Below are 24,122 nucleotides of genomic sequence, written 5' to 3' on the forward strand. Positions count from 1 at the left end.
ACCGCAGCGGCCTACCGTCGATGACGTACCCCAAGCACCGATCGCGGAGGACCCCCATGTCTACGAACACCCCCACCCCCGGCGGCCCGAGCCTGCCCCAGGAGCGTCGCCTCGTCACCGCGATCCCCGGCCCGAAGTCGCAGGAGCTGCAGGCCCGCAAGACGGCGGCCGTGGCCAGCGGCGTCGGGACCACGCTTCCCGTCTACATCACGGCCGCGGGCGGCGGCGTACTCGTCGACGTCGACGGCAACTCGCTGATCGACCTCGGCTCCGGCATCGCCGTCACCACGGTCGGCAACAGCGCACCCCGCGTCGTGCAGGCCGTGCAGGACCAGGTCGCCGCGTTCACGCACACCTGCTTCATGGTCACGCCGTACGCCGGGTACGTCGAGGTGGCCGAGGCGCTCAACCGACTCACCCCCGGCGACCACGAGAAGCGGACTGCGCTGTTCAACTCCGGCGCCGAGGCCGTGGAGAACGCCGTCAAGATCGCGCGCACCCACACGAAGAAGACCGGTGTCGTCGTCTTCGACCACGCCTACCACGGCCGCACCAACCTGACGATGGCGATGACCGCCAAGTCGATGCCCTACAAGAGCGGCTTCGGCCCGTTCGCCTCCGACGTCTACCGGGCACCGCTCTCCTACCCCTTCCGCGACGACCAGCTCGACGGCGCCACCGCGGCCGCCCGCGCCATCGACGTCATCGAGAAGCAGGTCGGCGCCGACAACCTGGCCGCGCTCGTGATCGAGCCGATCCAGGGCGAGGGCGGCTTCATCGTCCCGGCCGCCGGATTCCTCCCGGCCCTCCAGGACTGGTGCACCGCCAACAACGTGGTCTTCATCGCCGATGAGGTCCAGACCGGCTTCGCCCGCACCGGCGCGATGTTCGCCGTCGACCACGACCAGGTCGTCCCGGACATCATCGTCACGGCCAAGGGCATCGCCGGCGGCCTTCCGCTCTCCGCGGTCACCGGCCGCACCGAGATGATGGACTCCGCCCACGTCGGCGGACTCGGTGGCACGTACGGCGGCAACCCGCTCGCCTGCGCCGCCGCACTGGCCGTGCTCGAGACGATCGAGGCCGACGGCCTGGTCGACCGCGCCGCCAAGATCGGCTCGCTCATGACCAGCCGCCTGCACGCCCTCCAGGAGCGCGACTCCCGCCTCGGCGACGTCCGCGGTCGCGGCGCGATGATCGCGGTCGAGCTGGTCAAGGCCGGCACCACCGAGCCCGACGCCGACCTCACCAAGCAGGTCGCCGCGGCCGCGCACCAGGCCGGTGTGGTCGTCCTGACCTGCGGCACCTACGGCAACGTGCTCCGCTTCCTCCCGCCGCTGTCGATCTCCGACGAGCTGCTCGAGGACGCCTGCAACGTGCTCGACGACGTCTTCGCGGCGACCAAGTGACGACCCTCCTCGAGCCTGCCGGCAACGTCGCGTCGTCCGCCGGGCCCATCGCCCTCGGCAGCACCGTCCTCGACGACGCGAAGTCGCAGCTGGCCGCCGCGATCGACGTACTCGGCTATGACCGCAACGTCTACGACATGCTCTCCGTCCCGCGCCGCGAGGTCACCGTCTCCATCCCGCTGCGGCGCGACGACGGCAGCCACGAGGTGCTGATCGGCCACCGCGTGCAGCACAACTTCTCCCGCGGCCCGGCCAAGGGCGGCCTGCGCTACTCGCCCGACGTGACGCTCGACGAGGTGCGCGCGCTGGCGATGTGGATGACCTGGAAGTGCGCCCTCCTCGACGTGCCGTACGGCGGCGCGAAGGGCGGCGTACGCATCGACCCGCGCATCCACTCGCAGGCCGAGCTCGAGCGCGTGACCCGTCGCTACACCTCCGAGATCAGCCCGTTCATCGGCCCCGAGCGCGACATCCCCGCGCCCGACATCGGCACCGACGAGCGCACGATGGCCTGGATGATGGACACCTACTCGGTGCAGCAGGGCCACACCGTCCTCGGCGTCACCACCGGCAAGCCGATCGCCCTCGGCGGATCGCTCGGCCGCGCCACCGCGACCTCCCGCGGCGTCGCGCACATCGCCTTCTCGGCGCTGGCCGACCGCGGCATCGCCGTTGCAGGATCCACGGCCGTCGTCCAGGGCTTCGGCAAGGTCGGCCGGTACGCCGCGCGGTTCCTCGCCGAAGCCGGGATGAGGGTCGTCGCGGTGTCGGACCAGTACGGCGCCGTCGCCGACGAGAAGGGGCTCGACATCGTCTCGCTCGAGGCGCACGTCGACGCCACCGGATCGGTCGTCGGATTCCTCGGCAGTGACGAGCTCGACGGAGTTGCCATGCTCGAGCTCGACGTCGACCTGCTCGTCCCCGCAGCGGTCGAAGGCGTCCTCAATGCGACCAACGCACCGCGTGTGAAGGCGCGTGTCATCGTGGAAGGTGCGAACGGCCCGACCACACCCGAGGCGGACGAGATCTTCCGCAGCAACGGGATCCTGGTCGCGCCGGACATCCTGGCGAACGCAGGAGGCGTCGTCGTGTCCTACTTTGAGTGGGTGCAAGCGAATCAGGCGTTCTGGTGGAGCGCCGAGGAGGTCGAGGCCCGCCTCGCCACCCGCATGGACCTCGCCTGGCGCGCCGTCACCGAGCACGCCCGGCGACTCGGCGTTCCGCTCCGTGCCGCCGCCACCGCCCTCGCCGTCGAGCGCGTCGCGCAGGCGCACCTGCTGCGCGGCCTCTACCCGTGACCCTTCCCTCCCGCAACTCACTCTCGAAGCGACCGGAGAATCCGATGACCAGCACCACGACGACCGACCTGGTTCCCGCGTCGGTCCACGCCACGATCAGCAAGCTCGACCCCGGGCACGGCCAGCACATCAACGGCCGGGGCGTCGCCGCCTCCTCGGGCAAGACCTTCGAGGTCCTGGACCCGGCCACCGGTGCCGTGCTCGCCGACTTCGCTGACGGCGGTGCCGCTGAGGCGACCGCCGCGGTCGACGCGGCCGCTGCTGCCTTTCCTGCCTGGGCGGCCACCGCGCCGCGGGTGCGCGCGGAGGTGCTGCGCAAGGCCTGGGCCCTGATGATCGAGCGCACCGAGGAGCTCGCGGCGCTCATGTCCGCGGAGAACGGCAAGTCGCTCGCCGACGGCCGCGCCGAGGTCGGGTACGCCGCGGAGTTCTTCCGCTGGTTCTCCGAGGAGGCCGTGCGTTCCGACGGCGACTTCGCCGAGTCCCCCGCTGGCGGCACGCGCACGATCGTGACCAGCCACCCGGTCGGCGTCTCCGCACTCGTCACCCCCTGGAACTTTCCGGCTGCCATGGCCACGCGCAAGATCGGCCCGGCCCTCGCCGCTGGCTGCACCGTGGTCCTCAAGCCCGCCTCGGAGACCCCGCTGACCGCCCTCGCGGTGGCCCAGATCCTCGAGGAGGCGGGTGTCCCCGCAGGCGTCGTCAACGTCGTCACCACGACGGCGCCGGGCGATGTCGTCGGCACCTGGCTCGCCGACGAGCGGGTCCGCAAGGTCTCCTTCACCGGCTCCACCGGCATCGGCCGGATGCTGCTCGGCCAGGCCGCCGAGCGCGTCGTGAACTCCTCGATGGAGCTGGGCGGCAACGCTCCCTTCGTCGTGGCACCCGACGCCGACATCGACGCGGCCGTCGCCGGCGCGATGATCGCCAAGTTCCGCAACGGTGGTCAGGCCTGCACCGCGGCCAACCGCTTCTACGTCCACGCCTCCGTCGCATCCGAGTTCACCGACAAGTTCGGGGCCGCGATCGAAGCGCTCCAGGTCGGCAGCGCCTTCGAGGAGGGCACGGCGATCGGTCCGCTGATCAGCGCCAAGGCCGTCACCGGCCTGACCGCCCTCGTCGACGACGCGGTTTCACGTGGATCGAAGGTCAGCCACCAGGCGAAGACCAGCCCGCTCGACGGCCACTTCTTCCCGCCGACGCTCCTGGTCGACGTACCTGCTGACGCGGAGATCATCCGCAACGAGGCCTTCGGCCCGGTGGCCCCGATCGTGACCTGGACCGACGAGGCCGACCTGCTCGCCCAGGTCAACGACACCGAGTTCGGGCTCGCGTCCTACGTCTACTCCGGCGACCTCAAGTGGGCGCTGAAGTTCGCCGAGAAGATCGAGGCCGGCATGGTCGGCATCAACCGCGGCATCGTGTCGGACCCGGCCGCCCCGTTCGGTGGCTACAAGCAGAGCGGCCTCGGTCGTGAGGGTGCACGCGAGGGCATGCGCGCGTTCACCGAGACGCAGTACTTCTCGGTCGACTGGAGCTGATCGCGATGAGCAGCACCGGAACGTTTCACGTGAAGCGCGGCATGGCCGAGATGCTCAAGGGCGGCGTGATCATGGACGTCGTCAACGCCGAGCAGGCCAAGATCGCCGAGGACGCCGGCGCCGTCGCAGTCATGGCCCTCGAACGGGTCCCGGCCGACATCCGCGCCCAGGGCGGCGTCTCGCGCGCCTCCGACCCCGACATGATCGACTCCATCATCGCCTCGGTCTCCATCCCGGTGATGGCCAAGGCCCGCATCGGCCACTTCGTCGAAGCCCAGATCCTGCAGTCCCTCGGCGTCGACTACATCGACGAGTCCGAAGTCCTCACCCCCGTGGATTACGAGAACCACATCGACAAGTGGGCCTTCACCGTCCCGTTCGTGTGTGGTGCCACCAACCTGGGTGAGGCGCTGCGCCGCATCACCGAGGGTGCGGCGATGATCCGCTCCAAGGGCGAGGCCGGCACCGGCGATGCCTCCAACGCCGTGACCCACATGCGGACCCTGCGCTCGCAGATCCGCCGCCTCACCACCCTCGCCCCCGACGAGCTCTACGTCGCCGCCAAGGAACTCCAGGCCCCCTACGAGCTCGTCGCCGAGGTCGCGCAGACGGGCAAGCTCCCCGTCGTGCTCTTCACCGCCGGCGGCATCGCCACCCCCGCCGATGCCGCGTTGATGATGCAGCTCGGTGCCGAAGGCGTCTTCGTGGGCTCCGGCATCTTCAAGTCCGGCAACCCCGCCCAGCGCGCCGAGGCGATCGTGAAGGCCACCACCTTCTACGACGACGCCGACGTCATCGCCAAGGTCTCCCGCGGACTCGGCGAGGCCATGGTCGGCATCAACGTCGACGACATCCCCGTCGCGCACCGCCTCGCCGAACGCGGATGGTAGCCGCCCACCCATCCGTCCCAGCAACCCTGCCCAACCCGATGAAAGAACCCGTCATGACCCCCGCACCGCCCCTCGTCGAACGACTCGAGCTCCCCGCCCGCGGCCTGACCCGCGACGTCGTACTGCGTGCCTTCGACACGCTGCGACGGCGCCTCGCGATCCGGTCGACCGGCACCGAGGGCGCGGCGGTCGGGTTCGTCGACCTCGACCTCGAGGTGCTCCCGGCGGAGATGACCGGGCACGTCGTCGTGCGCGCGACGGCGCTCGAGACCGGCGAGCACTGGCAGCGGGTTCGCTACGAGGCTGCGCTCCAGGAGTCGCCGGAGGTCGTCATCGACGGGCTGGTGGTCGAGCACACCTTCGGCCGCGCCATCGGTCAGACGGTTGCACTGTCTCCGTCACCGGTCGATCTCCCCGCTCCGAGCCTCCCGATGGTCGATCGAGTCGCCTGAGCAGGCGGAAAGATGAGAGCAGGGCCGGTCACCGACCGGCCCTGCTCTCACTTCATGAACTCAGTCGCGGTGCGTCACCATGCCGCTGCTCACCGTGAGCCGGATCGGCGCTTCGGCGAGCTCGTCGGCAGGCGCCTCGACCGGATCGAGCGCGAACGACGTCAGGTCGGCGCGATAGCCGACGGCGATGCGACCCGCGTCCGTCGCACCATCCGCGTAGGCGGCGTGGGAGGTCATGCCCTCCAGAGCCATCAGGCCGGTCAGCGCCTGCTCGGGGGCGACAGGCGCATCCGTCGTGCCGGGGGCGCGGCGCAGACGGGCGTGGGCCAGCACCGTGCGAGCGTCGTACGTCGCGATCGGCCAGTCCGAGCCGAGCACCAGGTAGCCGCCCGCGTCGCGGATGTCGCGGCAGACCCAGGCCCGGTCGGCGCGCTCCGCGCCGAGACGGGTGGACCACTCGTCGCTGTGGTCGGCCTTGGTGAACCCGGCGTGCACCGGCTGCATCGAGGCGACGAGGCCGGAGCGGACCAGCCGCGGCACGAGCTCCCAGGGCAGCGTCTCGAGGTGCTCGATGCGGTGCCGGACGCCGCCGGTGTCGACGTGCTCCAGCGCCTCGACCACGTGCCGCACGGCAGCATCACCGATGGCGTGGGTGACGGTCTGCACGCGGGCGTCCGCGAGCTGCTGCACCGCCTTCGTGTACGCCGCAGGGTCCCGCCAGAACGCCTCGGTCCCGGTGCCGTGGCAGTCGGGGTGCTCGAGCCAGGCAGTGCCGCCCTCGACCGTGCCGTCCATGAAGAACTTCACCGCCTCGACGCTCCAGCGCCGACCTCGACGTCCCTGCAGGTCGAGCACCTCGCCGACCTCGGCTCCCGGCATGCACCACGGGGCGACGCGGAGCCGGAGCGGCAGGTCCCCGTTCTCCTCGTAGCTGGCAAAGAGCTCGAGGGCGCCGGCCTCCGCATCCATGACGCAGCCCCCGGTCAGACCGGTTGCCGCCATCCCTGAAAGCGCCTCCCGGAGCCGGTCGCGCAGCACCGCGTCCGACACCGTCGGCAGCACCGCTTGCACCAGCTCCATCGCGGCGTGCTCGAGCAGCATCCCGGTCGGGACACCAGCGCGATCACAGATGACCTCCGAGCGCTGCTCGAAGTGACGCGGACCGGTGACCCCGGCGCGGCGCAGCGCCTCGGTGCTCGCGATGGCCGAGTGGCCGTCGTAGAGGCGGAGGAAGACCGGACGCCCGGGCAGGACCTCCTCGAGGACCGCGTTGGTCGGTGCCCCTCCGCCGAACACGTTGTGGTCGAGGCCCCATCCGACGATCCATCCGTCCTCGCCCGGAGCGGCGTCCGCCAGCATGCGGCGTACGTCGTCGAGGTCCAGGCAGCTCGTGAGGTCGGCGCCGTGGAACGTCGCTGCGCCGAAGAGCGGGTGCATGTGACCGTCGACGAGCCCGGGCGTGGTGACCGCTCCCCCCAGGTCGATGACCTCGGTGCCGGCCCCGCGGAGGGCGAGCGCCTCGCCGTCGAGTGCGACGATCCGGTCCCCCGCCACCGCAATGGCTGTGGCCGTCGGGCGCGCGGGATCGAGCGTGCGGGCGGTGGTGCCGACCACCAGCAGATCCGCGGGAGTCATTGCCCCTCTCATGGCAGAGGCGCCGTCTCACACGCCGCAGCCAGGGAGTCGAAGACCTCGCGCCGGCTGCGCCGCAGCCAGAGCGCCCAGCCGAATCCGACCAAGCAGGTGGCCGGGATGGTCAGCAGCAGGACCTGGTTGACCAGGCCCGTGGTGCCCGTGAGGAACGAGATGTTCTTGGCGGCCAGCACGCAGGCGCCGATCATCAGCGCGGCCGAGACGAGCGGAGCGACCACGGTGCTCCACACCTTCTCCGACGTTGCCCGGCGGCGGAAGAAGACCACGACGGAGATCGCGGCGGCGACCTGCAGCAGCAGGATGCCGAAGATGCCAGGGGTGTTCACCCAGATCAGGAGCTGGGAGTACGGGTCGGCCTTCGCGACGGCGAAGCCGACGACGATGACGAGCGCCAGGGCGGTCTGCGCCGCTCCCGCGACGTACGGCGAGCGGGTGCGCGGGTGCGTCTTCGCGAGCACCTTGGGCAGCAGGCCCTCCTCGGCGATGGCGAGGGAGTAGCGCGTGACCGCGTTGTGGAAGGCGACCAGGCTGGCGACCACGCTGGTTGCGATCAGCAGGTGCATCGCGGTGGTGAACCAGGTGCCGACGTAGGTCTCTCCGGCAACGAAGAACATGCCGACGCCGTTGTCCGTCGCGGCACCGACCGCACCGCTGGCGCCGAAGGCCTGCACGATGGCCCACACGATGAAGGCGTAGGTGCCGGCCAGCACGGCCACCGCGATGTACGTCGCGCGCGGGATGGTGCGGCGCGGGTTGCGGGTCTCGGAGCGGTAGATGACGGTGGCCTCGAAGCCCATGAAGGCGGCGAAGGCGGTAGGCACGATGACGGTCATCGGCTGGACGAACATGTTCGACGGAGCGAACGACTCCAGGCCCAGACCCTCGCTCGAACCACCCTGGACCACGATGGCCACGGCCAGGATGAGGAGCAGCGCGGTCTCGGCGACGAGCAGGACGGCGAGGAACTTCGCTCCGAAGTCAACCGTGCGGAACCCGATGTACCAGACGATCAGGATGCAGCCGACGGCGTAGACCCACCACGGCTGGTCGATGCCGAAGACCTCCGCGAAGGTGCCCTGGATGGCGACGCCCGCGAGTCCGTAGACACCGATCTGCAGCGCGTTGTAGGAGACCAGGGCGACCAGCGCGGCGATGACGCCCGAGGTCCGGCCCAGGCCGACCGCGATGTAGGAGTAGAAGGCGCCCGCGTTGTCGAGGTGGCGCGACATCGTGGTGAAGCCCACGGCGAAGATGGCGAGCGCGACGCCTGCGAAGACGTACGCCGCGGGGGCAGCGACGCCGCCGATCATGATGGCCAGCGGGGCGACGCCCACCATGACCATGAGCGGTGCGGCGGCGGACACGACGATGAAGACGAGGTCGCTGGTGCCGAGCGCGTTGCGCTTCAGGCCGGGACCGGTGGCGGTCTCCGGATTCGACGGAGTGGTCGTTGCCATCGTGACTCCTTTATCGAAAACGATTAGATTTAGGTTCCGCTACTGTAAGTCGGGCCACACGCAAATGGGAAGAGGTCAAAATGTCCGATGCTCCGCCACGGCGGGCCGGCCGCCCGAGCAAGGCCGTCCTCGACAAGGGGCGCATCGGCGATGCCGCGCTCGAGCTCGTCGACGAGACGGGCGACTTCACCCTTCCCGCACTCGCGCGTCGACTCGGCGTGCAGGCAGCATCGCTCTACCACCACGTCGACGGCCGGGCCGGCGTGATCGAGCTGCTCCGCGAGCAGGTCGCCAGCGCGATGGACCTGGGTCCGCTGGACGATCCCGCATGGGACGAGGCGCTGCTCGGCTTCTTCCGCTCCTACCGCGATGTCTTCGCAGCGCACCCTCGCGTGGTGCCCCTGCTGACGACCGCGACGGTTCGGTCGGCGAAGGTGATCGAGGCCTACGACCGGATGGCCACGCGACTCGGCGAGGCAGGCATCCCGCCCGCCCATGCCATGCGGATCCTGACGGCCCTCGACAACTTCGTGATCGGCTCCGCTCTCGACCTCGCGGCACCAGACGTCATGTGGGAGGTGCCCGAGGGAGTCGAGGCACCCGCCCTCGCGGCGGCCCTCGCCGCACAGCCGACAGGCCGCAATCGCGCCCGTGATGCCTTCGAGGAGGGCCTGACCCGGCTCCTCGCCTCGCTCGCTGCCGAGTTCGGCGTGGCCGGATGAGCGCCTCGCCCGCCCCTGCCGACTGGCGGGAACCCACCCGGCTCCGTCAGTCGTTCGCGTCGATGGACTCCCTGTTCCCGACCGCCGCCATCGCGCGCGGTGCGGCGCCCACCACAGCCCTGGAGCCGGCCTCCGCCGACGTCGCTGCCGCTGATCTGCTCGCGCTGCCCGTCGCCGGTGTGCACGGCACCGTCAGCGATGTGCTCGCGTCGACCGAGACCGATGCCTGGCTCGTGCTCCACGACGGCCGGGTTCTCGCGGAGAGCTACACCTCCCCCATGTCGCCGACGACGCGGCACCTGCTGATGTCGGTGAGCAAGTCACTGGTCGGCGTCATCGTCGGTGCCCTCACCGAGCGCGGCATCCTCGACCCCGCGCGCCCAGTGTCGGCGTACGTCCCCAAGCTCGCCAGCAGCGGCTACGCCGAGGCATCGCTGCGCGACGTGCTCGACATGCGCACGGGCGTGCACTTCTCCGAGGACTACCTCGATCCCGAGGCCGGGGTCTGCCTGCTCGACGAGGCGGTGGGCTGGGCACCCGCGCATCCGGGCAGCCCGGCCACGCTGAAGGAGTTCCTGGCCGGCCTGTCGACAGATCGACCCCACGGTGGCTACTTCCAGTACCGCAGCTGCGAGACCGACGTGCTCGGCTGGGTGATCGAGGCGGCCACCGGCCGGCCCTTCGCGGACATCGCTGCCGACCTGCTCTGGAGCCGGCTCGGCACCGAGGCCGACGCGATGATCACGGTCGACGCCGAGGGCACGGGCATGTTCGACGGCGGGATCTGCGCCACCCTGCGCGACCTCGCGCGGTTCGGCCAGATGCTGCTGCACGGCGGCGCGTCCCTCCCCGGCGAGCGGATCGTCAGCCCGGACTGGGTCGATGACCTCTTTGCGCGCAACGCGGACCTCGTCGAGGCATTCGCGGCCGGCCCCCACGCGGACCTCCTGCCCGGCGGCCACTACCGCAACCAGTTCTGGGTCCCCGCGGGCGGCAAGGTCCTGCTCTGCGTCGGCATCCACGGCCAGCTCGTGTACGTCGACCGGTCCGCCCGCATGGTCGCAGTGAAGCTCTCCAGCTGGCGGCTGCCCACTGACGCCGACCGCATGGAGGCGACCCTCGCGATGTGCGCTGCGATCGCAGACCACCTGGCACCTCGGTGAGAACGTACTCCTCGCGAGGGCCCCGCCGGGTTGCGAGAGTGAAGTTCGCCCCGATCGATCGCCACGGGTCTCCCACAGACGTACCCTGAGCCAACGTGAGCGGGAGGGATGTCCATGTCGGTCGCACTGGTCGCTGATCTCGTGCGTCGCGATGGCACATCGCTTCTGGACTCCACCGACGAAGTCGACGCCGTTGTCGAAGCCTGCTCCACGACGCTGCGCCCTCACCGGCTCCAGATGAAGCACCGCGACGGACGACTCTCCGCGCGCCTCCACTCCCTGACCAGCGGCGCCGTCGCGCTGAGCCGACTCAACTACGGCGCCGACGTCACCATCTCGGAGATCCGACCTCAGCAGGATGAGTTCATCCTCGCCCTGCCCGTGGCTGGGCATGCACGTTTCCGCTACGGGTCGTCGACCGCCGTTGTCTCGCCGGGCTCGATGGCCGTGGTCGGTCCCTACGACGGCTTCACCCTAGAAATCACCCGGGAGTTCGACCAGGTCCTGGTGCGATTGGACCGCACACGCGTCGAGAGTGCTGCAGCCTTCCTCGCGGGGTCGGGTGAGCTGGGACCCGTGCACTTCGACCTGGCCGCCGGGAAGGTCAGTCCCGCACTCACCGGACTTGTCCAGGCGGCGCTCCAGGTGTCTGCGGACCCAGCCGTCGAGAGACGCCCACGCCTTACCTTCCAGCTGGAGCGGCTCATCATCGAAGCAACGCTGTTGGGGTGCAGGAACAACCTCAGCGCGGCCATGGCTGGCCCCTCAGAGCGGATTTCCTCCGACCGTGTCGCCCGCGCCCAGGACTTCATGGTCGCGAATCTCGCGGACCAGTTTTCACTCACTGCCGTTGCCCGGCACTGCAGCGTCAGCCTGCGGAGCTTGCAACTCGGATTTCGTCGTGAGCTCGACATGTCACCCGGCGAGTGGCTTCGAAACCAGCGGCTTGATCTCGCCCATGCGCAACTCGTGATCGCAGTCGAGTCAGAGACCACGGTCACTGCGGTCGCCACTGCGTGCGGATTCGTCCACCTCGGCGACTTCGCCGCGCGGTTCAAGGACAGGTTCGGCAGCTCCCCGTCGGCCGTGCTTCGCGCACCGCGGTCCTGACGCTCCGCAAGGCCCACCGGAGGCGTTCGCGAACCCGGTAGCCCTGGTTCGCGAAGGCGATAGATGCTCGTTCCGCCGGTGAACAAACTCAGTGCACCGCGCGACCAATCCGTCGCGCCGAGCAAAGGAGATTCATCAATGCCTCTCTCCGTGGAAGACACACTCGCCATCGTCTCGCTCTCAAACGCGCAGATGCGGTCACTCGATGACCATGACGTCGACGCGTGGGTTGCCGCCTGGGTTCCTGACGGCACCTTCATCGCGACCTACGGCACCTTCGCCGGCCATGCCGAGATCCGTGCCTTCATCGATGGCCACATCGCCGCCGGCAAGGAAGACGGCGCCCGCCACCTCATGACGAACTACGTCGTGGACGGCGACGGTGACCGCGCGACCATCACGTGTGCCGTGACGAAGCTCCAGGTCGAGAAGCCGCCCTTCATCATTGCTTCCGGGATCTACCGTGACGTCGTCGTGCGGACAGACGAGGGCTGGCGCTTCGAGTCGCGCCAGCTCGACATCGACCGGGGAGTCTTCGCCCGGGCGGAGCTGGCCGCCGCCGAGATTGACGGCGAAGCTGGAGTCAACGCATGACAGGGCTCGCCGTCGAGAAGTGGGGCAGCACCGGGCCCCGAATCGTGATGGTTCACGGGAGCCTGAGTTCGGCCGCCGCGGCCTTCGGGGAGCAGAAGGTCCTCTCGGACCGCTTCCAGATCATCGCCCCATACCGGCGCGGCTACAGCCCGAGTCCGCCAACGGAGAAGATCGATCCCGATCGAGACGCCGCAGAAATCGTCGCGCTCCTCGGCGACGGCGCGCACCTCGTCGGCACGTCAATGGGCGGCGTCGTCGCGATGCGAGCCGCGGCACTGGCGCCGGACAAGGTGTGGTCGCTGACCGTCATCGAGCCGCCGGCCCTGCCGAACGGTGCGGGGCGCCCGGCTGCCGACGCGCTCATCGAGGCACTGCGCAACCACTGGGCGGCGGCCGATGCCGCCGATCTGGATGCCTTCGTAGCCGGCTTTCTGAAGGTGCTCGACGTCGACCTCGAGCTGCCCGCTCCGCTCCCGCCAGCCCTGGCGGAGGCCGTGCGCAACCTGACGACCGAGCGCCCGTGGGAGACGGGAGTTCCTGTCGACGTCCTTGCCGAAACGTCCTTCCCCAAACTCGTCGTCACCGGCGGGGGCACGCCGGGCTTCGAGGATGTCGCGGATGCGCTCGCCGAGGCACTGAACGCGCGTCGAGTGCTCTTCGACGGCAGCCCACATGCGGTCCAGCGAATCGGAGAGCCGTTCAACGACGAGCTGGTCACTCACCTCGAATCGGCCCGTTGATCCTTCGGCACCGAGGCGCAATGGACTGCGCCTCGGTGCCGAGGGGTCCGAAGCCTTCCGTCGTCAGTCGCGTCCCGCCTCGATGAACTTCCTCGCAGTGAGCTCCGGATCGGTCATCAACACCTCGTGGCTGCCCGGCATACCGACCAGCCGGAAGACACCGAGCCGGTTCGAGAGCCGGGGGTGCCTGCCCCACTCACCTTGGGTGATGTCGTTGTCCTCGTACGGCGCGAGGTAGCTGAAGACGTTCGGCACCCGGTCCCAGCCGGTCATGTCTGCCGGGTCGGTGAACGCGCCGTACGGCTGCGGCCGCAGCACGTCGTAGACCTGCTGGGCGTGCTCGGCGCTGCCGTCGTTGAAGAAGCCGTCTCGCCACACGAAGAACGGCAGCACGACCGAACCGTCACCGCGTTCGTCTGCGCTGGCCTGGAGGGCTCCACGTAGGTGCGGGGGCAGCTCGTCGACGAGAGACTTGCCGTGCTCGGGGACGAAGGCAGCGAAGTAGACCAGGCGGCGGAGCCGCTCGGGCATCTCGATCGCGACGCGCGAGATCAGGTAGCCACCCCAGCTGTGCCCGATCAGCACGTAGTCGGTCAGGTCACGCTCACGGATGTAGTCGATGATCGGCTGGGCAGCGCCGCGGAGGTCGACGTGCTTGTCGTCGTCGGGGCCGAGTCCGCCAGCCGTGGGCGTGTGCACCTCATGGCCAGCTGCCTCAAGATGAGCGCGGACCGGCGCCCACAGGTCGCCGTAGTGCCATGCTCCGTGGACGAGTACGAACTTCATGGGAATCCTCCGACATCTGTGCAATGGTCTGGAGTCGCCAGTCTTCGCCGTTGCCCGTTCGCCCGATATCGCGAGAACGTGGCCCGCTCAGCGCGTTTGCGCGGTGCCCGCGAGCACTGCCGAGGGCAGCACCCCGAAGCGGATCGTGAAGTGGTGGGCGAAGTCGCCCAGGTGGAACATTCCGACCGCACACGCGACCTCGGTGACGGTCGTGCTGCCAGGCTCGGCCCGCCTCAGCACCACATGTGCCTGGTCGAGGCGTCGGGCCCGCAGCCACTGGCCCGGAGTCACGTCGAGCTCACGACGAAAAGCCTCCTGGAGCGACCGCACGCTCATCCCGCAGTACGCCGCCACGGCAGCGATGCTGAACGGATCGGCCAAGTGGTCGCCGAGGTAGTCAAGTGCCCGTCGGAGCCGCCACGAAGAGGCAGACGCTGACGTGAACAATGCCGCCGTGACATTGCTCGGCTGGCTCAGCAGCAGCGCCTCGATGAGGACCTGCTCCAGCTGCCAGACCAGTGTCGGTCGACCAGACAGGACGGGCGTCGAGGCGAGCGCGACCGGCGTCGTGAGGAGTCCGACGACGGCGAAGACGCCAGGATCCGACCTCAGGTCGAACTCCACAGGTCCGTCGACGCCAGACATTGCGGCTGCGACGGTTTCAATGCGGCGGCGGTCGAGGCGCACGATCACCTGGTCGAAGGAACCGTCGATCGCGAACTCGAAATCCCGGTGCGGCCCCACCACAGCCCCGTGTCCCGGAGCGACATCCGCGGAGACCCCGCCGTAGCGAAACTCGGCCCGACCCGCGGCCGGCAGCACGAGCAGGAAGTTGTCCTCGTCCGGTCCGGCAGGGGCGACGGTCACGCTCGCACCGTAGGACAGGCGGTTCACCGACACGTCGCGGAGCGCGACCCGATCGAGCCTCGTCTCCAGAGCAGCATGTCCCGCGGGCACCAGCGTGTGGGGCCGGAGCGCGGTCGTGCACACCTCGACCACCTCGTCGATGTCGCCCGTCGCGTCGAGCACGCGCGCGCCACGTTCGGTGATCCCTCGGGCGAGGGCTTCGACGGTCATGGCTGCCTCCCGTTCCGGGCGCTGCTGGTGGAACCGGTTCCTGGATTCCTAGACCTGGTTGACGTCGTGCGGACAGAGGAGGTGAGCTCCGTCCGCACGACGTCGGCTCAGTGACCGACCGTGGCCAGGTCGGTCTCGCGGGTCTCCTTCGCGATGAGCGAGGCGACCAGCGAGATCAGGCCCATCGCTGCGAGATAGGCCGCGATGGCATAGCCGGACTCGTACTTCGTGTAGAGCCAGATCGCGATGATCGGCGCCAGCGAACCGGCGAGGACCGACGCAAGGTTGTAGGCCAGCGAGACGCCCGAGTAGCGCACCTCGGTCGGGAAGAGCTCGGAGAAGAAGGCACCGATCACCGAGCTGAACATCGCGAAGATGAACAGGCCGCCGGCGACCGCCAGGATGATCAGGCCCGGGTTCTTGGTGTCGAGCAGGCCGAAGAAGACGAAGGCCCACACGACCGTGGCCACCGAGGCGGTCAGGTAGATCGGCCGGCGGCCGATCCGGTCGGCGAGGATCGCGAACAGCGGGATCGAGACGATCGCAACGCCCTGCCCGATCATCACCGCGTTGAGCGCGACCGACGGAGCCAGGCCGAGCATCTTGGTGACGTAGGTGATCACGAAGAGCGAGTAGATGTAGAAGCCGGCGTTCTCACCGAAGCGCGTGGCCGCACCGAGCAGCACCATCCGCCAGTGCTTGCGGATCACCACCCCGGCCGGGAGGCCCTTGGGTGCCTGATCGGCGTTGCGGGCGGCTTCCTCGAAGAGCGGGGTCTCGGTGACGTAGAGGCGCAGGACCAGGCCGATGATCACCAGGATCGCGGAGAGGCCGAAGGCCACACGCCAGCCCCAGCTGAGGAACGCGGCGTCGGAGAGGGTGTTGCTCAGCACCAGCATCACGCCGGCGGCCATCAGGTTGCCGAGCGGCGGACCGACATTGGGCCACGCTGAGTAGAAGGCACGGCGCTTGCTGTCGCCGTGCTCGGAGACCAGCAGGACGGCGCCGCCCCACTCGCCGCCGAGGGCGAAGCCCTGGACCAGTCGCAGCAGCACCAGGATGATCGGCGCCGCGACGCCGATGGTGCCGTAGGTCGGAAGCAGCGCGATCAGGAACGTCGAGACGCCCATCAGCATCAGGCTCGCGATCAGGGTCGCCCGGCGGCCGCGGCGGTCACCGAGGTGACCCAGCACCACGGCGCCGACGGGCCGGGCGAGAAACCCCACGGCGTACGTCGCGAAGGCGAGGACCGTGCCGACCAGCGGGTCGGATGCCGGGAAGAAGAGCGTGTTGAACACGAGTGCGGCGGCGGTGCCGTACAGGAAGAAGTCGTACCACTCGACGGCGGTGCCGGCGAGGCTGGACGCGGCGACGGTGGTCAGGCTGGCCCGGCGCTTCTCCGCCTGCGGCGGAGGGTTGTCGATCTCATGGGTGGTTGCAGACATTGCGTCTCCTCAGGGTGTGGTGGTGCTCAGAAGAACCAGTGCTCGGGCTCGTGCCCGTGCTGGGTGATGTCGCTGAACTTGCCCCCGAAGAAGCCCAGCGGGTCACCATCCCGGGTGTTCACGCCGATGACGGCGCCGAACACGATCGTGTGGTCGCCGGCCTCGACGACCCGCTCGACGTCGCACTCGAGGTGCGCGAGAGCCTGGGGTACGACGGGCACCCGGTGCCCGGCGTACTCGAGGCCGAGGCCGGCGAAGTGGTCCTCTCCCCGGGCCGCGAACCGCAGGGCGATCGCCTGCTGGCGCCGGGAGAGGATGTTGACCACGAACCGGCCCGACGCCACCGCAGCCTCCGCGGTGCGCGCACCGTGGTTGAAGCAGACCAGCAGCAACGGCGGGTCCAGCGACACCGAGGTCAGCGAGTTGACGGTCATGCCGTGCGGGCCGCTGGCGTCCTCGGTCGTGATGACGGCGACACCGGTGGCGAAGCGACCCATCGTCTGGCGCATGGCCATCGGGTCGACGAGCGGAGTGGTCATGGTGCTCATCCCCTCGTCAGTCCTCGACGCGCGCGTGGTAGCGCACCTCGTAGGTGGTCACGCCCTCGTCGGTCTTCCAGGGACCGTGCGGCATGCCGGGCGGGCGGCAGGCGAACTCGCCGGCGACGAAGGTCTTGTCCAGCGTGAGGTCGTGGAACGACCCCTCGAGGATGTAGACCTCCTCCCAGAAGTCGTGCCGCTGCACGCCGAGCGCGGTCGAGTCCGCGCCGGGCTCGTAGCGCAGGATCCGGGTGGCCACGCCGCCGACCGGGTCGCTCGCGAGGATGCGCTCCTTGATCAGCGGGTTGTCTCCGGGGCAGAGCGTGTAGTCGATGTCGGTGACCGGGGTGAACTCGATCTCGGGCTTGCTCATGCGGAGACCTCCTCGGTAACCGCAGCGGCCGGGCCGTCGACGCCGTACGACGCGAGGAACTGCTCGACCGCCTGGAGCGGCTTGTTGTAGTCGTAGTTGCGGAACGCGTAGCCCTTCACGACGAACGGAGCGCCGGAGTAGAAGAGCTCGTAGCTCTGGTGGCGACCGGCGAACTCGCTGCCGACCGCGTCCCACGCCAGCTTGAAGAGCTTGACCCGCTCGACCGACGTGATGCCGGGGCTGGAGACGTAGCGCTCCATGTCCTCGGCGGTCTCGGAGTTGACCAGCTCGGCGACCGACGACGGCACCTGGAGGACGCCACCGCCGACCAGCTCGCGCAGGATGCCGATGACGCGGGGGTGCAGCTCGGCCTGGAGGCCCATCGCGGCGTACAGCGACTGGGCGCCGGGGCTGAAGAAGCCCTGCTCGTCAGCAGCAGCGGTGAACTGCGCGGCGTGCAGCGCGGACTCGACGACGGAGACCAGGCTGGCCAGCTCGCCGAGCTTCTCGACGACGCCGGGGAACTTGTCGACGCCGTTGACCGCGGCGACCTTGCGGGCGATGCCGGCCAGGAAGCGGAGCTTGGTGGCGAACCGGATCTGCGCCTGGAAGTTGCCGAGGACGTGGGCGCCGGTGTCGAAGAACTGCTTGCGCAGGCCGGGGACGTCCTTGTAGACGAAGACGTCCTTCCAGGGGATGAAGACATCGTCGAAGACCAGCAGTGCGTCGGTCTCGTCGTAGCGCGAGGAGAGGGGGTAGTCGAAGTCGCTCGTGGCGCCCGTGGCGTAGGGGCGGCGGCAGTAGAGCTTGAGGCCGTCGGCCGCGACAGGCACGGTGAAGGAGATCGCGAAGTCCGTGTCCTCGGGGGTCAGCGGCTTGATGCAGGAGACCAGGATCTCGTCAGCAACAGCACCGCCGGTGGCGAGCATCTGCGCACCGCGGACGACGATGCCGTCCTCGCGCTCCTCCTTCACGCCGACCTGGATGAAGTCGCCGTCCCAGGCGTGCGCGGTGGTGGCGCGGGAGACCTGCGGCGGGATGATCGCGTAGGAGATGTAGAGGTCGTTCTCCATCACGCGGCGGTGGAAGGCCAACACGTTGTCGGCCAGGCCGCGCTCGTCCGCGAAGGCCCCGGGGTGCGCGGAGAACGCCGCGACGAAGGCACCGACGTGGTCGGGCGAGCGGCCCACCCAGCCGTTGGTGTGGTTGGCCCAGACCTGCGCGGAGTCGCGCCAGGCGGCGAGGTCCTCGGCGTTGCGGGGCGCGACGTACATGCGGTTGACGGGGTTGCCGGTCACCTCGTCGGTGACCTGCATGCCGTTGGCCGGGTCGGCCGCGATGTCGAAGAGCTCGCCGACCGTGCGGGCGATGGGCGCGAACGCGGGGTCGGCGGCGACGTCGTCGACGGGCTTGCCGTCCACGATGACCGTGCGGCCGTCGGACAGGGACTTCAGGTAATCGGTGCTGGTGCGCATTTCAGTTGCTCCTCACAGAGACGGTGTAGCTGAGTTCGATGGGGGTGTGGCCGGGGACTTCGAGCTGCATCCGCCAGTCGCGGCCGTAGCGGAAGGTGCCGTCGATCAGCGGGCGGGTGCCGCCGAACAGGACGAGGGCGATGCCCTGGCTGCCGCCGATCTGGTCCCACTCGTCGAGGACCTCCGTGATCGGGAGCATCGTGGCGAGCGTGCCCTCCTGGTAGAGCTCACCGTCGACCCAGCTGCGGACCACGATCGAGTCCCAGTCGACGAGCGCCGGCGGGTCGCCGAGCTCGATGACCGTGTCCGCGATCGGCTTCGGGCAGGCCGCCTTCGAGAGCTGGATGCCGACCTTCTCCATCTCGCGGTCGGTGTGGTCCGAACCGACGGTCAGGTAGTAGGTGCCGTTGGCCCGGATCAGCACCGGCTCGACCTCGCCGGAGGTCTTGGTGCCGTCCACCTCGATCTGCTGGTCGGTGGTCAGGCAGGTGGTCGCGAGCGGGTAGAACGCGGGGATCGTGTCCGGCTCGGGTACGCCGATGGCGGCGAGCTCGTCGATGTGGTGCTGTACGGCGGCCCGGTCGCGGCCGGTGTAGCCGGCGACGACGAGGTGCGTGGGAGTGACCTCGACCTCCGCGCCATCGGTGGCGCGAAGTCGCAGCCGGGTGGCGGTGCCGGCGGGGCTGCCGGTGGTGGGCGTGGTGGTCATGCGGACTCCTTCGTGTTCTTCAGGACGGTGGTGGCTGACTGCGTGCCTGAGCTCTGGGGCGCAGACCAGCGGCGGTCGGCCAGCGCGGGGAACTCGGCGCGGACCTTGCGCGGGAGCTCGGTGTCGATGTCGGCGTAGGTGAAGCCCTCGTCCTGGCCGGCCTCGACGACGACCTGGCCGGTCGGGTCGACGACCCGGCTGTGACCGCCGAGGGTGACGCCGGCCTGCTCGCCGACGGCGTTGACCGCCACGACGTACATCTGCTGCTCGACGGCGCGGACGGTGGTGAACAGGCGCCAGTGGGCGAGGCGGGCCTCGGGCCAGGCGGCGCAGACGGCGGCCATCTCGGCGCCGGCGTCGACCAGGCTGCGGAAGAGCTCCGGGAAGCGCAGGTCGTAGCAGGTGGTGATGCCGGTCGCGAGGCCGTTGATGTCACTGGTGCCGATCGACTCGCCCGGGGTGAGCAGCTGCGTCTCCCGGGAGCCGTAACCGAACAGGTGCACCTTGCGGTAGACGTTGCTGACCTCGCCGTCCGGGTGGACCACCGCGGACGTGTTGTGCAGCCGGCCCTCGGCGTCGACCTCGACGAAGCTGCCGAGGTGGACGGTCAGGTCGAGGTCCCGGGCCCATCCCCGGGCGGCGGCCAGGGTCGGGCCCTCGAACGGCTCGGCGCGGGCGGCGTACTCGTCGAAGGAGAAGTAGCCGGCGGTCCACATCTCGGGGAGGACCAGGAAGTCGGCGCCGCTCAGCGCGCTCTCGGCGCGGACCATGCCGTCGACCCGCGCGAGGCGGTCGGCGACGGTCTCGGCGTCGGGGCTGGCGAGCTGGAGGAGTGCGATGTGCATGACCTCAGAGTCATGTGAGGGCGGCCACACTCGATATCGGAAGTACGACGCGGCGTACTCGGATTCGCGCACCCCTACAGTCCGGAACGGGTCCTGATCGGCAGGTTCCTCGCCGGAGCTTCTGCCGGATCAGACCAGTTGCGACGCCCGGGCCGTCAGCGGCGCGAGGTGAGGACCGCCGACGGCGTCGTGCCGTAGCGGGCGCGGAAGGCCACCCCGAACTCACCGAGGTGGAAGAACCCACAGCGGTAGGCGACGTCGGTGACCGACAGCCCGGGCGCGCCGGAGAGCAGCAGGGTGTGAGCGCGCTCGAGCCGCTGCGAGCGCAGCCACTGCACGGGGGTGGTGCCCAGCTCGGTGCGGAATGCCGTCTGCAGGCTGCGCACGCTGGTGCCGCACGCGAGCGCCACGTCGGCGACGCTCAACGGGTCGGCGATCCGGTCGATCATGAACTCCATCGCCTGACGCAGGCGCGGGGAAGTCATCGGGCGATCGCTCGGCTGAAGCCTCATCCGGTTGTTCGGCTGCGCGAGCAGGAGCGACTCGATGATCACCTGCTCGAGCTGCCAGAGCAGCTGCGGCCGGTGCTGGACGGCGGCCGAGTCGACGAGGTCCACCGCCGACTCGAGCATGCCATCAAGACGACTGACGTCAGGGGCCAGCGACAGGTCGAAGTGGACCGGGCCGGTCTCGCCGGTGAGCGCGGCCGCGACCGACTCGACGCGCGACCGGTCCAGCCGCACGACCACCTGGTCCCAGGCCTCGTCGAAGCCGAACTCGAAATCCTGGTGCGGCCCGATCAGCACCCCGTGCCCGACGCTGGCGAGCGCCGTGGCGGAGCCGTAGCGAAACTGGCCTGCCCCCGCGATCGGCAGCGTGAGGAGGTAGTCGTCGAGGGGTGCATCCCCTGAGCTCACGGTCACTCCTGCGCCATAGCGCAGCAGGTTGACGGAGACATCCTGCATCTTGACGCTCGCCAGGCGAGTGGCCAGCCGGGTGCCGGGCCGACTGAGAGTCAGCGCGTGCGGGCGGAGGGCCCCGGTGCAGGCGTCGACGACCTCGTCGGGGTCGCGGGTTCCGGACAGCACGACATCACCGCGTGTTGCGGCCAGCTTGGCAAGCGCTGTGGTTCCCACGATTCATCTCCGGAGCAGTTGATGAGTCCAGACTGCCACCGAACGATGCGCGCGTCTTCACGCGAAACGAGATCTTCACAAGGGCGCACGCGGCGACCTCGGCACCGAGAAGCCCCTGGGGCCCGAATCCTCGATCAGTGAGCGCCCTGCAGGTTGAGGACGACGACGCCGACGATGACCATGCCCAGCGCGACGACCTTCAACGGGTCGAGCGAATCGCCGAGCCACACCGCACCGATGACCGCGACGGCGGCAGTGCCCAGCCCGGCCCAGATCGCGTACGCCGTGGAGACGGGCATGTCGCGCACGACGAGTGCGAGCAGCCAGATCGACGCTGCGTAACCGGCAACCACGAAGACCGTCCACAACGGGTCCTTGAAGCCCTGGGTGCGCGGAAGTGCAGCGCTGGCGCCGACCTCGAGGGCGATGGCGGCGAACAGGAGTCCGAGTGCGGCGTACATGATTTCCTCCGGGTTGTGTAGCAAGTGCTACACACAATGTAGCAGGTGCTACAGTCCGGGGCAACGCCTCACCGCACCGACCCACCGACCCCGGGAGACCGTCATCGCCAAGGACCCTCAGCGTCGCGCCGCCTGGACCGAGGTCGCGACCGACTACGTGCTCGAGCACGGCCTGATCGGGCTGAGCCTGCGCCCCCTCGCTGCCGAGCTCGGCACCAGCGACCGGATGCTGCTCTACCACTTCGGCTCCAAGGACGAGCTGGTCGCCGACGTCCTGCGGACCTCCAACGACCGTGGCGTCGCACAGATCGACGCGCTCGCGCCCTCGACTGATCTCCGGGCAGCCGTCGGCGATCTCTGGGCAGCGGTCCAGAGCGAACCGGCAGACCGTTGCACCCGCATCTACGTCGAGGCGTCGGCGCTCGGGCTCTTCGGCCGCGAGCCCTACGCCTCCGTCGTACGCCGGGCCAACGCGCTGTGGACCGCGGCGCTCGTCGGACACCTCACCCGTTCGGGTGTCACCGGCCCCCTCGCCAAGCGCGCAGCCGAGCTGATCGACGCGGCGTTCATGGGCTTCCAGCTGGACCTGCCGCTCGACGTGGATCCCGACGCTCGCGCGCGTTCCGTCGCCGACCTGGCCGACGCCGTAGCCGCCCTCGCCTGACCCGTTCCCGTCGACACGGCGCAACTTCGGTGCCGACACGGCCCGACCTCGGTGCCGACACGGCGCAACGTGCATCGCTGACCAAACGCTCCCGCACCATGGATCCGGCCGCGCAGGACCGGGTCGAGTGGTCCGGCGCGGCCGGCGATGGGGCGGCTGAGCTCAGCCGTGCGCGTGCATCACGTGCTTGATGCGGGTGTAGTCCTCGAGCCCGTAGTGGGACAGGTCCTTGCCGTAGCCCGACTGCTTGAAGCCACCGTGCGGCATCTCGGCGACCAGCGGGATGTGGGTGTTGACCCACACGCAGCCGAAGTCGAGGTCGATCGAGCAGCGGTGCGCGGTGCCGTGATCCTTGGTCCACACGCTCGAGGCGAGTCCGAAGTCGACATCGTTCGCCATCTCGATGGCTTCCGCCTCGGTCTCGAAGGTCTGCAGCGTCACGAGCGGACCGAAGGTCTCCTCCTGAACGACCGGGTCGTCCTGACGTACGCCGGCAACGAGCGTCGGCGCGAAGTAGTAGCCCGTCGATCCGACCCGGACGCCACCCGTGACGACGCGCGCGTGCGCAGGCAGCGCAGCGACGACCGAGGTCACCCGCGCCAGCTGGTCGGCGTTGTTGAGCGGACCGTAGAAGGGGTCCTCGACATCCGGACCGGTGCTGACCTCGGCGATCGCCTCGACCAGCGCCTTCTCGAGCGGGTCCGCGATCGACGAGTGCGCCAGGATCCGGGTCACGGCCGTGCAGTCCTGGCCGGCGTTGAAGAACGCCCCGACCACGATGCCCTCGACCACAGCTGCGATGTCCGCGTCCCCGAACACGACAGCAGGCGCCTTGCCACCGAGCTCGAGGTGCACGCGCTTCACGTCGACGGCGGCCGAAGCGGCGACCTGCTTGCCGGCACCGGTCGATCCGGTGATCGAGACCTGCGCTGCGGCCGGGTGGGCCACGACGAGGCGGCCGGTGTCCCGATCACCGCAGACGACGTTGAGCACACCGGGCGGCAGGATCTCCGCAGCGATCGACCCGACGAGCGAGGCCGACGCGGGAGTCGTGTCCGACGGCTTCAGCACCACGGTGTTGCCGGCGGCCAGCGCCGGAGCGATCTTCCAGATCGCCATCATGAACGGGTAGTTCCACGGCGCCACCTGGCCGACGACGCCGACCGGCTCACGACGCACGTACGACGTGTGGCCGGCGAGGTACTCGCCCGCGGCCGCCCCCTCGAGCGAGCGCGCCATCCCGGCGAAGTAGCGGAGCTGGTCGATGCCGACCGTGATCTCCTCGTCGCGGGTCAGCTCTGCCGGCTTGCCCGTGTCGCGCACCTCGGCAGCCAGGATGTCGTCGGCACGCTCCTCGAGCGCGGAGGCCAGCGCGAGGAGCAGCTTCTGCCGCTCGGCCGGCGTCGTGCGACGCCAGGTCACGAACGCCCGCCGAGCCGCGTCGTACGCCGCGTCGACGTCGGCCGCGCCGGAGAGCGCCGCCTCGTCGTAGACCGACCCGGTGCGCGGGTCGATGATCTCGCTGGTGCGACCGTCGGCCGCGGGGATGACCTTGCCGTCGATGACATTGCTGATCATGGTCG

General features: G+C 69.7%; 24 protein-coding genes. 11 read left to right on the plus strand and 13 right to left on the minus strand.

Annotated features, from left to right (window positions below; translation table 11 throughout):
- The first annotated feature begins 56 nt into the window (after positions 1–56).
- Genes gabT through D4739_RS05680 form a run of 5 tightly spaced genes read left to right on the plus strand, consistent with a single transcriptional unit; the run spans position 57 to position 5,590 of the window.
- Positions 57–1,409 carry a 4-aminobutyrate--2-oxoglutarate transaminase gene (gene gabT, locus D4739_RS05660; RefSeq protein ID WP_120059661.1) on the plus strand — a complete coding sequence of 451 codons (1,353 nt, stop codon included), beginning with the start codon at positions 57–59 and terminating at the stop codon, positions 1,407–1,409.
- On the plus strand, positions 1,406–2,707 hold the full coding sequence (locus D4739_RS05665) for a Glu/Leu/Phe/Val family dehydrogenase (protein ID WP_220699238.1): 1,302 nt from the start codon (positions 1,406–1,408) through the stop codon (positions 2,705–2,707). Before gabT ends, D4739_RS05665 begins: the two co-directional genes overlap by 4 nt.
- 44 nt (positions 2,708–2,751) lie before the next feature.
- Positions 2,752–4,248 carry an NAD-dependent succinate-semialdehyde dehydrogenase gene (locus tag D4739_RS05670; RefSeq protein ID WP_120059662.1) on the plus strand — a complete coding sequence of 499 codons (1,497 nt, stop codon included), beginning with the start codon at positions 2,752–2,754 and terminating at the stop codon, positions 4,246–4,248.
- Positions 4,249–4,253: 5 nt separating this feature from the next.
- Positions 4,254–5,138: a pyridoxal 5'-phosphate synthase lyase subunit PdxS gene (gene pdxS / locus D4739_RS05675; RefSeq protein ID WP_120059663.1), complete on the plus strand. Its 885-nt coding sequence runs from the start codon at positions 4,254–4,256 to the stop codon at positions 5,136–5,138.
- A 53-nt stretch (positions 5,139–5,191) separates the two neighbouring features.
- Positions 5,192–5,590 carry a hypothetical protein gene (locus D4739_RS05680; protein WP_120059664.1) on the plus strand — a complete coding sequence of 133 codons (399 nt, stop codon included), beginning with the start codon at positions 5,192–5,194 and terminating at the stop codon, positions 5,588–5,590.
- Positions 5,591–5,650: 60 nt separating this feature from the next.
- Here the strand turns inward: D4739_RS05680 and D4739_RS05685 are convergent, their stop codons facing one another.
- A complete protein-coding gene (locus D4739_RS05685; protein ID WP_120059665.1) occupies positions 5,651–7,225 on the minus strand; it encodes an amidohydrolase in 1,575 nt (524 codons plus the stop codon).
- An 8-nt stretch (positions 7,226–7,233) separates the two neighbouring features.
- Entirely contained in the window at positions 7,234–8,700 is a 1,467-nt protein-coding gene (locus D4739_RS05690) for an APC family permease (RefSeq protein WP_120059666.1), read from the minus strand.
- A gap of 80 nt (positions 8,701–8,780) precedes the next feature.
- Between D4739_RS05690 and D4739_RS05695 the strand changes: the two genes are divergently transcribed.
- The 5 genes from D4739_RS05695 to D4739_RS05715 all read left to right on the plus strand — a co-directional run bounded on the left by D4739_RS05695 (position 8,781) and on the right by D4739_RS05715 (position 13,029).
- Positions 8,781–9,422, plus strand: a complete 642-nt coding sequence (locus tag D4739_RS05695; RefSeq protein WP_120059667.1) for a TetR/AcrR family transcriptional regulator C-terminal domain-containing protein — start codon at positions 8,781–8,783, stop codon at positions 9,420–9,422.
- Positions 9,419–10,585 (plus strand): serine hydrolase domain-containing protein, encoded by a 1,167-nt coding sequence (locus D4739_RS05700; RefSeq protein ID WP_120059668.1) that lies wholly within the window; start codon positions 9,419–9,421, stop codon positions 10,583–10,585. The genes D4739_RS05695 and D4739_RS05700 overlap by 4 nt, the downstream gene beginning before the upstream one ends.
- Before the next feature lie 114 nt (positions 10,586–10,699).
- Positions 10,700–11,695, plus strand: a complete 996-nt coding sequence (locus D4739_RS05705; RefSeq protein ID WP_182920322.1) for an AraC family transcriptional regulator — start codon at positions 10,700–10,702, stop codon at positions 11,693–11,695.
- A gap of 138 nt (positions 11,696–11,833) precedes the next feature.
- The gene (locus tag D4739_RS05710; protein WP_182920323.1) at positions 11,834–12,289 is read left to right on the plus strand and encodes a nuclear transport factor 2 family protein; all 456 of its coding nucleotides are present in this window, start codon (positions 11,834–11,836) and stop codon (positions 12,287–12,289) included.
- Positions 12,286–13,029, plus strand: a complete 744-nt coding sequence (locus D4739_RS05715; protein WP_120059671.1) for an alpha/beta fold hydrolase — start codon at positions 12,286–12,288, stop codon at positions 13,027–13,029. The genes D4739_RS05710 and D4739_RS05715 overlap by 4 nt, the downstream gene beginning before the upstream one ends.
- 63 nt (positions 13,030–13,092) lie before the next feature.
- Here the strand turns inward: D4739_RS05715 and D4739_RS05720 are convergent, their stop codons facing one another.
- The 10 genes from D4739_RS05720 to D4739_RS05765 form a co-directional block, all read right to left on the minus strand.
- Positions 13,093–13,815 (minus strand): alpha/beta fold hydrolase, encoded by a 723-nt coding sequence (locus D4739_RS05720; protein ID WP_120059672.1) that lies wholly within the window; start codon positions 13,813–13,815, stop codon positions 13,093–13,095.
- Between the two features lie 87 nt (positions 13,816–13,902).
- Positions 13,903–14,892, minus strand: a complete 990-nt coding sequence (locus D4739_RS05725) for an AraC family transcriptional regulator (RefSeq protein ID WP_120059673.1) — start codon at positions 14,890–14,892, stop codon at positions 13,903–13,905.
- 107 nt (positions 14,893–14,999) lie between these two features.
- Positions 15,000–16,337, minus strand: a complete 1,338-nt coding sequence (locus tag D4739_RS05730; RefSeq protein WP_120059674.1) for an MFS transporter — start codon at positions 16,335–16,337, stop codon at positions 15,000–15,002.
- A 26-nt stretch (positions 16,338–16,363) separates the two neighbouring features.
- Complete coding sequence (locus D4739_RS05735) at positions 16,364–16,876, minus strand: flavin reductase family protein (protein WP_220699239.1); 513 nt, start codon at positions 16,874–16,876, stop codon at positions 16,364–16,366.
- 16 nt (positions 16,877–16,892) lie between these two features.
- Positions 16,893–17,249, minus strand: a complete 357-nt coding sequence (locus tag D4739_RS05740) for a cupin domain-containing protein (RefSeq protein ID WP_120059676.1) — start codon at positions 17,247–17,249, stop codon at positions 16,893–16,895.
- Complete coding sequence (locus D4739_RS05745) at positions 17,246–18,724, minus strand: 4-hydroxyphenylacetate 3-hydroxylase family protein (protein ID WP_120059677.1); 1,479 nt, start codon at positions 18,722–18,724, stop codon at positions 17,246–17,248. The genes D4739_RS05740 and D4739_RS05745 overlap by 4 nt, the downstream gene beginning before the upstream one ends.
- 1 nt (position 18,725) lies before the next feature.
- Complete coding sequence (locus D4739_RS05750) at positions 18,726–19,433, minus strand: DUF2848 family protein (RefSeq protein WP_120059678.1); 708 nt, start codon at positions 19,431–19,433, stop codon at positions 18,726–18,728.
- Positions 19,430–20,278, minus strand: a complete 849-nt coding sequence (locus D4739_RS05755) for a carbon-nitrogen family hydrolase (protein ID WP_120059679.1) — start codon at positions 20,276–20,278, stop codon at positions 19,430–19,432. Before D4739_RS05755 ends, D4739_RS05750 begins: the two co-directional genes overlap by 4 nt.
- A gap of 155 nt (positions 20,279–20,433) precedes the next feature.
- A complete protein-coding gene (locus D4739_RS05760) occupies positions 20,434–21,414 on the minus strand; it encodes an AraC family transcriptional regulator (protein WP_120059680.1) in 981 nt (326 codons plus the stop codon).
- 134 nt (positions 21,415–21,548) lie between these two features.
- The gene (locus D4739_RS05765) at positions 21,549–21,875 is read right to left on the minus strand and encodes a DMT family transporter (RefSeq protein WP_120059681.1); all 327 of its coding nucleotides are present in this window, start codon (positions 21,873–21,875) and stop codon (positions 21,549–21,551) included.
- A gap of 13 nt (positions 21,876–21,888) precedes the next feature.
- Between D4739_RS05765 and D4739_RS05770 the strand changes: the two genes are divergently transcribed.
- Entirely contained in the window at positions 21,889–22,539 is a 651-nt protein-coding gene (locus tag D4739_RS05770; RefSeq protein WP_238473534.1) for a TetR/AcrR family transcriptional regulator, read from the plus strand.
- A 162-nt stretch (positions 22,540–22,701) separates the two neighbouring features.
- Here the strand turns inward: D4739_RS05770 and D4739_RS05775 are convergent, their stop codons facing one another.
- Positions 22,702–24,117, minus strand: a complete 1,416-nt coding sequence (locus tag D4739_RS05775; RefSeq protein ID WP_120059683.1) for an aminobutyraldehyde dehydrogenase — start codon at positions 24,115–24,117, stop codon at positions 22,702–22,704.
- Between the last annotated feature and the right edge of the window lie 5 nt (positions 24,118–24,122).

This window comes from Nocardioides cavernaquae (assembly GCF_003600895.1).
GTDB classification, from domain to species: Bacteria; Actinomycetota; Actinomycetes; order Propionibacteriales; family Nocardioidaceae; genus Nocardioides; species Nocardioides cavernaquae.

Coding starts and splice junctions, on each gene's coding strand:
- gabT (WP_120059661.1), top strand. CDS start 57: ATGTCTACGAACACCCCCACCCCCGGCGGCCCGAGCCTGCCCCAGGAG.
- D4739_RS05670 (WP_120059662.1), top strand. CDS start 2,752: ATGACCAGCACCACGACGACCGACCTGGTTCCCGCGTCGGTCCACGCC.
- pdxS (WP_120059663.1), top strand. CDS start 4,254: ATGAGCAGCACCGGAACGTTTCACGTGAAGCGCGGCATGGCCGAGATG.
- D4739_RS05680 (WP_120059664.1), top strand. CDS start 5,192: ATGACCCCCGCACCGCCCCTCGTCGAACGACTCGAGCTCCCCGCCCGC.
- D4739_RS05685 (WP_120059665.1), bottom strand. CDS start 7,225: ATGACTCCCGCGGATCTGCTGGTGGTCGGCACCACCGCCCGCACGCTC.
- D4739_RS05690 (WP_120059666.1), bottom strand. CDS start 8,700: ATGGCAACGACCACTCCGTCGAATCCGGAGACCGCCACCGGTCCCGGC.
- D4739_RS05695 (WP_120059667.1), top strand. CDS start 8,781: ATGTCCGATGCTCCGCCACGGCGGGCCGGCCGCCCGAGCAAGGCCGTC.
- D4739_RS05700 (WP_120059668.1), top strand. CDS start 9,419: ATGAGCGCCTCGCCCGCCCCTGCCGACTGGCGGGAACCCACCCGGCTC.
- D4739_RS05705 (WP_182920322.1), top strand. CDS start 10,700: ATGTCGGTCGCACTGGTCGCTGATCTCGTGCGTCGCGATGGCACATCG.
- D4739_RS05710 (WP_182920323.1), top strand. CDS start 11,834: ATGCCTCTCTCCGTGGAAGACACACTCGCCATCGTCTCGCTCTCAAAC.
- D4739_RS05715 (WP_120059671.1), top strand. CDS start 12,286: ATGACAGGGCTCGCCGTCGAGAAGTGGGGCAGCACCGGGCCCCGAATC.
- D4739_RS05720 (WP_120059672.1), bottom strand. CDS start 13,815: ATGAAGTTCGTACTCGTCCACGGAGCATGGCACTACGGCGACCTGTGG.
- D4739_RS05725 (WP_120059673.1), bottom strand. CDS start 14,892: ATGACCGTCGAAGCCCTCGCCCGAGGGATCACCGAACGTGGCGCGCGC.
- D4739_RS05730 (WP_120059674.1), bottom strand. CDS start 16,337: ATGTCTGCAACCACCCATGAGATCGACAACCCTCCGCCGCAGGCGGAG.
- D4739_RS05735 (WP_220699239.1), bottom strand. CDS start 16,876: ATGACCACTCCGCTCGTCGACCCGATGGCCATGCGCCAGACGATGGGT.
- D4739_RS05740 (WP_120059676.1), bottom strand. CDS start 17,249: ATGAGCAAGCCCGAGATCGAGTTCACCCCGGTCACCGACATCGACTAC.
- D4739_RS05745 (WP_120059677.1), bottom strand. CDS start 18,724: ATGCGCACCAGCACCGATTACCTGAAGTCCCTGTCCGACGGCCGCACG.
- D4739_RS05750 (WP_120059678.1), bottom strand. CDS start 19,433: ATGACCACCACGCCCACCACCGGCAGCCCCGCCGGCACCGCCACCCGG.
- D4739_RS05755 (WP_120059679.1), bottom strand. CDS start 20,278: ATGCACATCGCACTCCTCCAGCTCGCCAGCCCCGACGCCGAGACCGTC.
- D4739_RS05765 (WP_120059681.1), bottom strand. CDS start 21,875: ATGTACGCCGCACTCGGACTCCTGTTCGCCGCCATCGCCCTCGAGGTC.
- D4739_RS05775 (WP_120059683.1), bottom strand. CDS start 24,117: ATGATCAGCAATGTCATCGACGGCAAGGTCATCCCCGCGGCCGACGGT.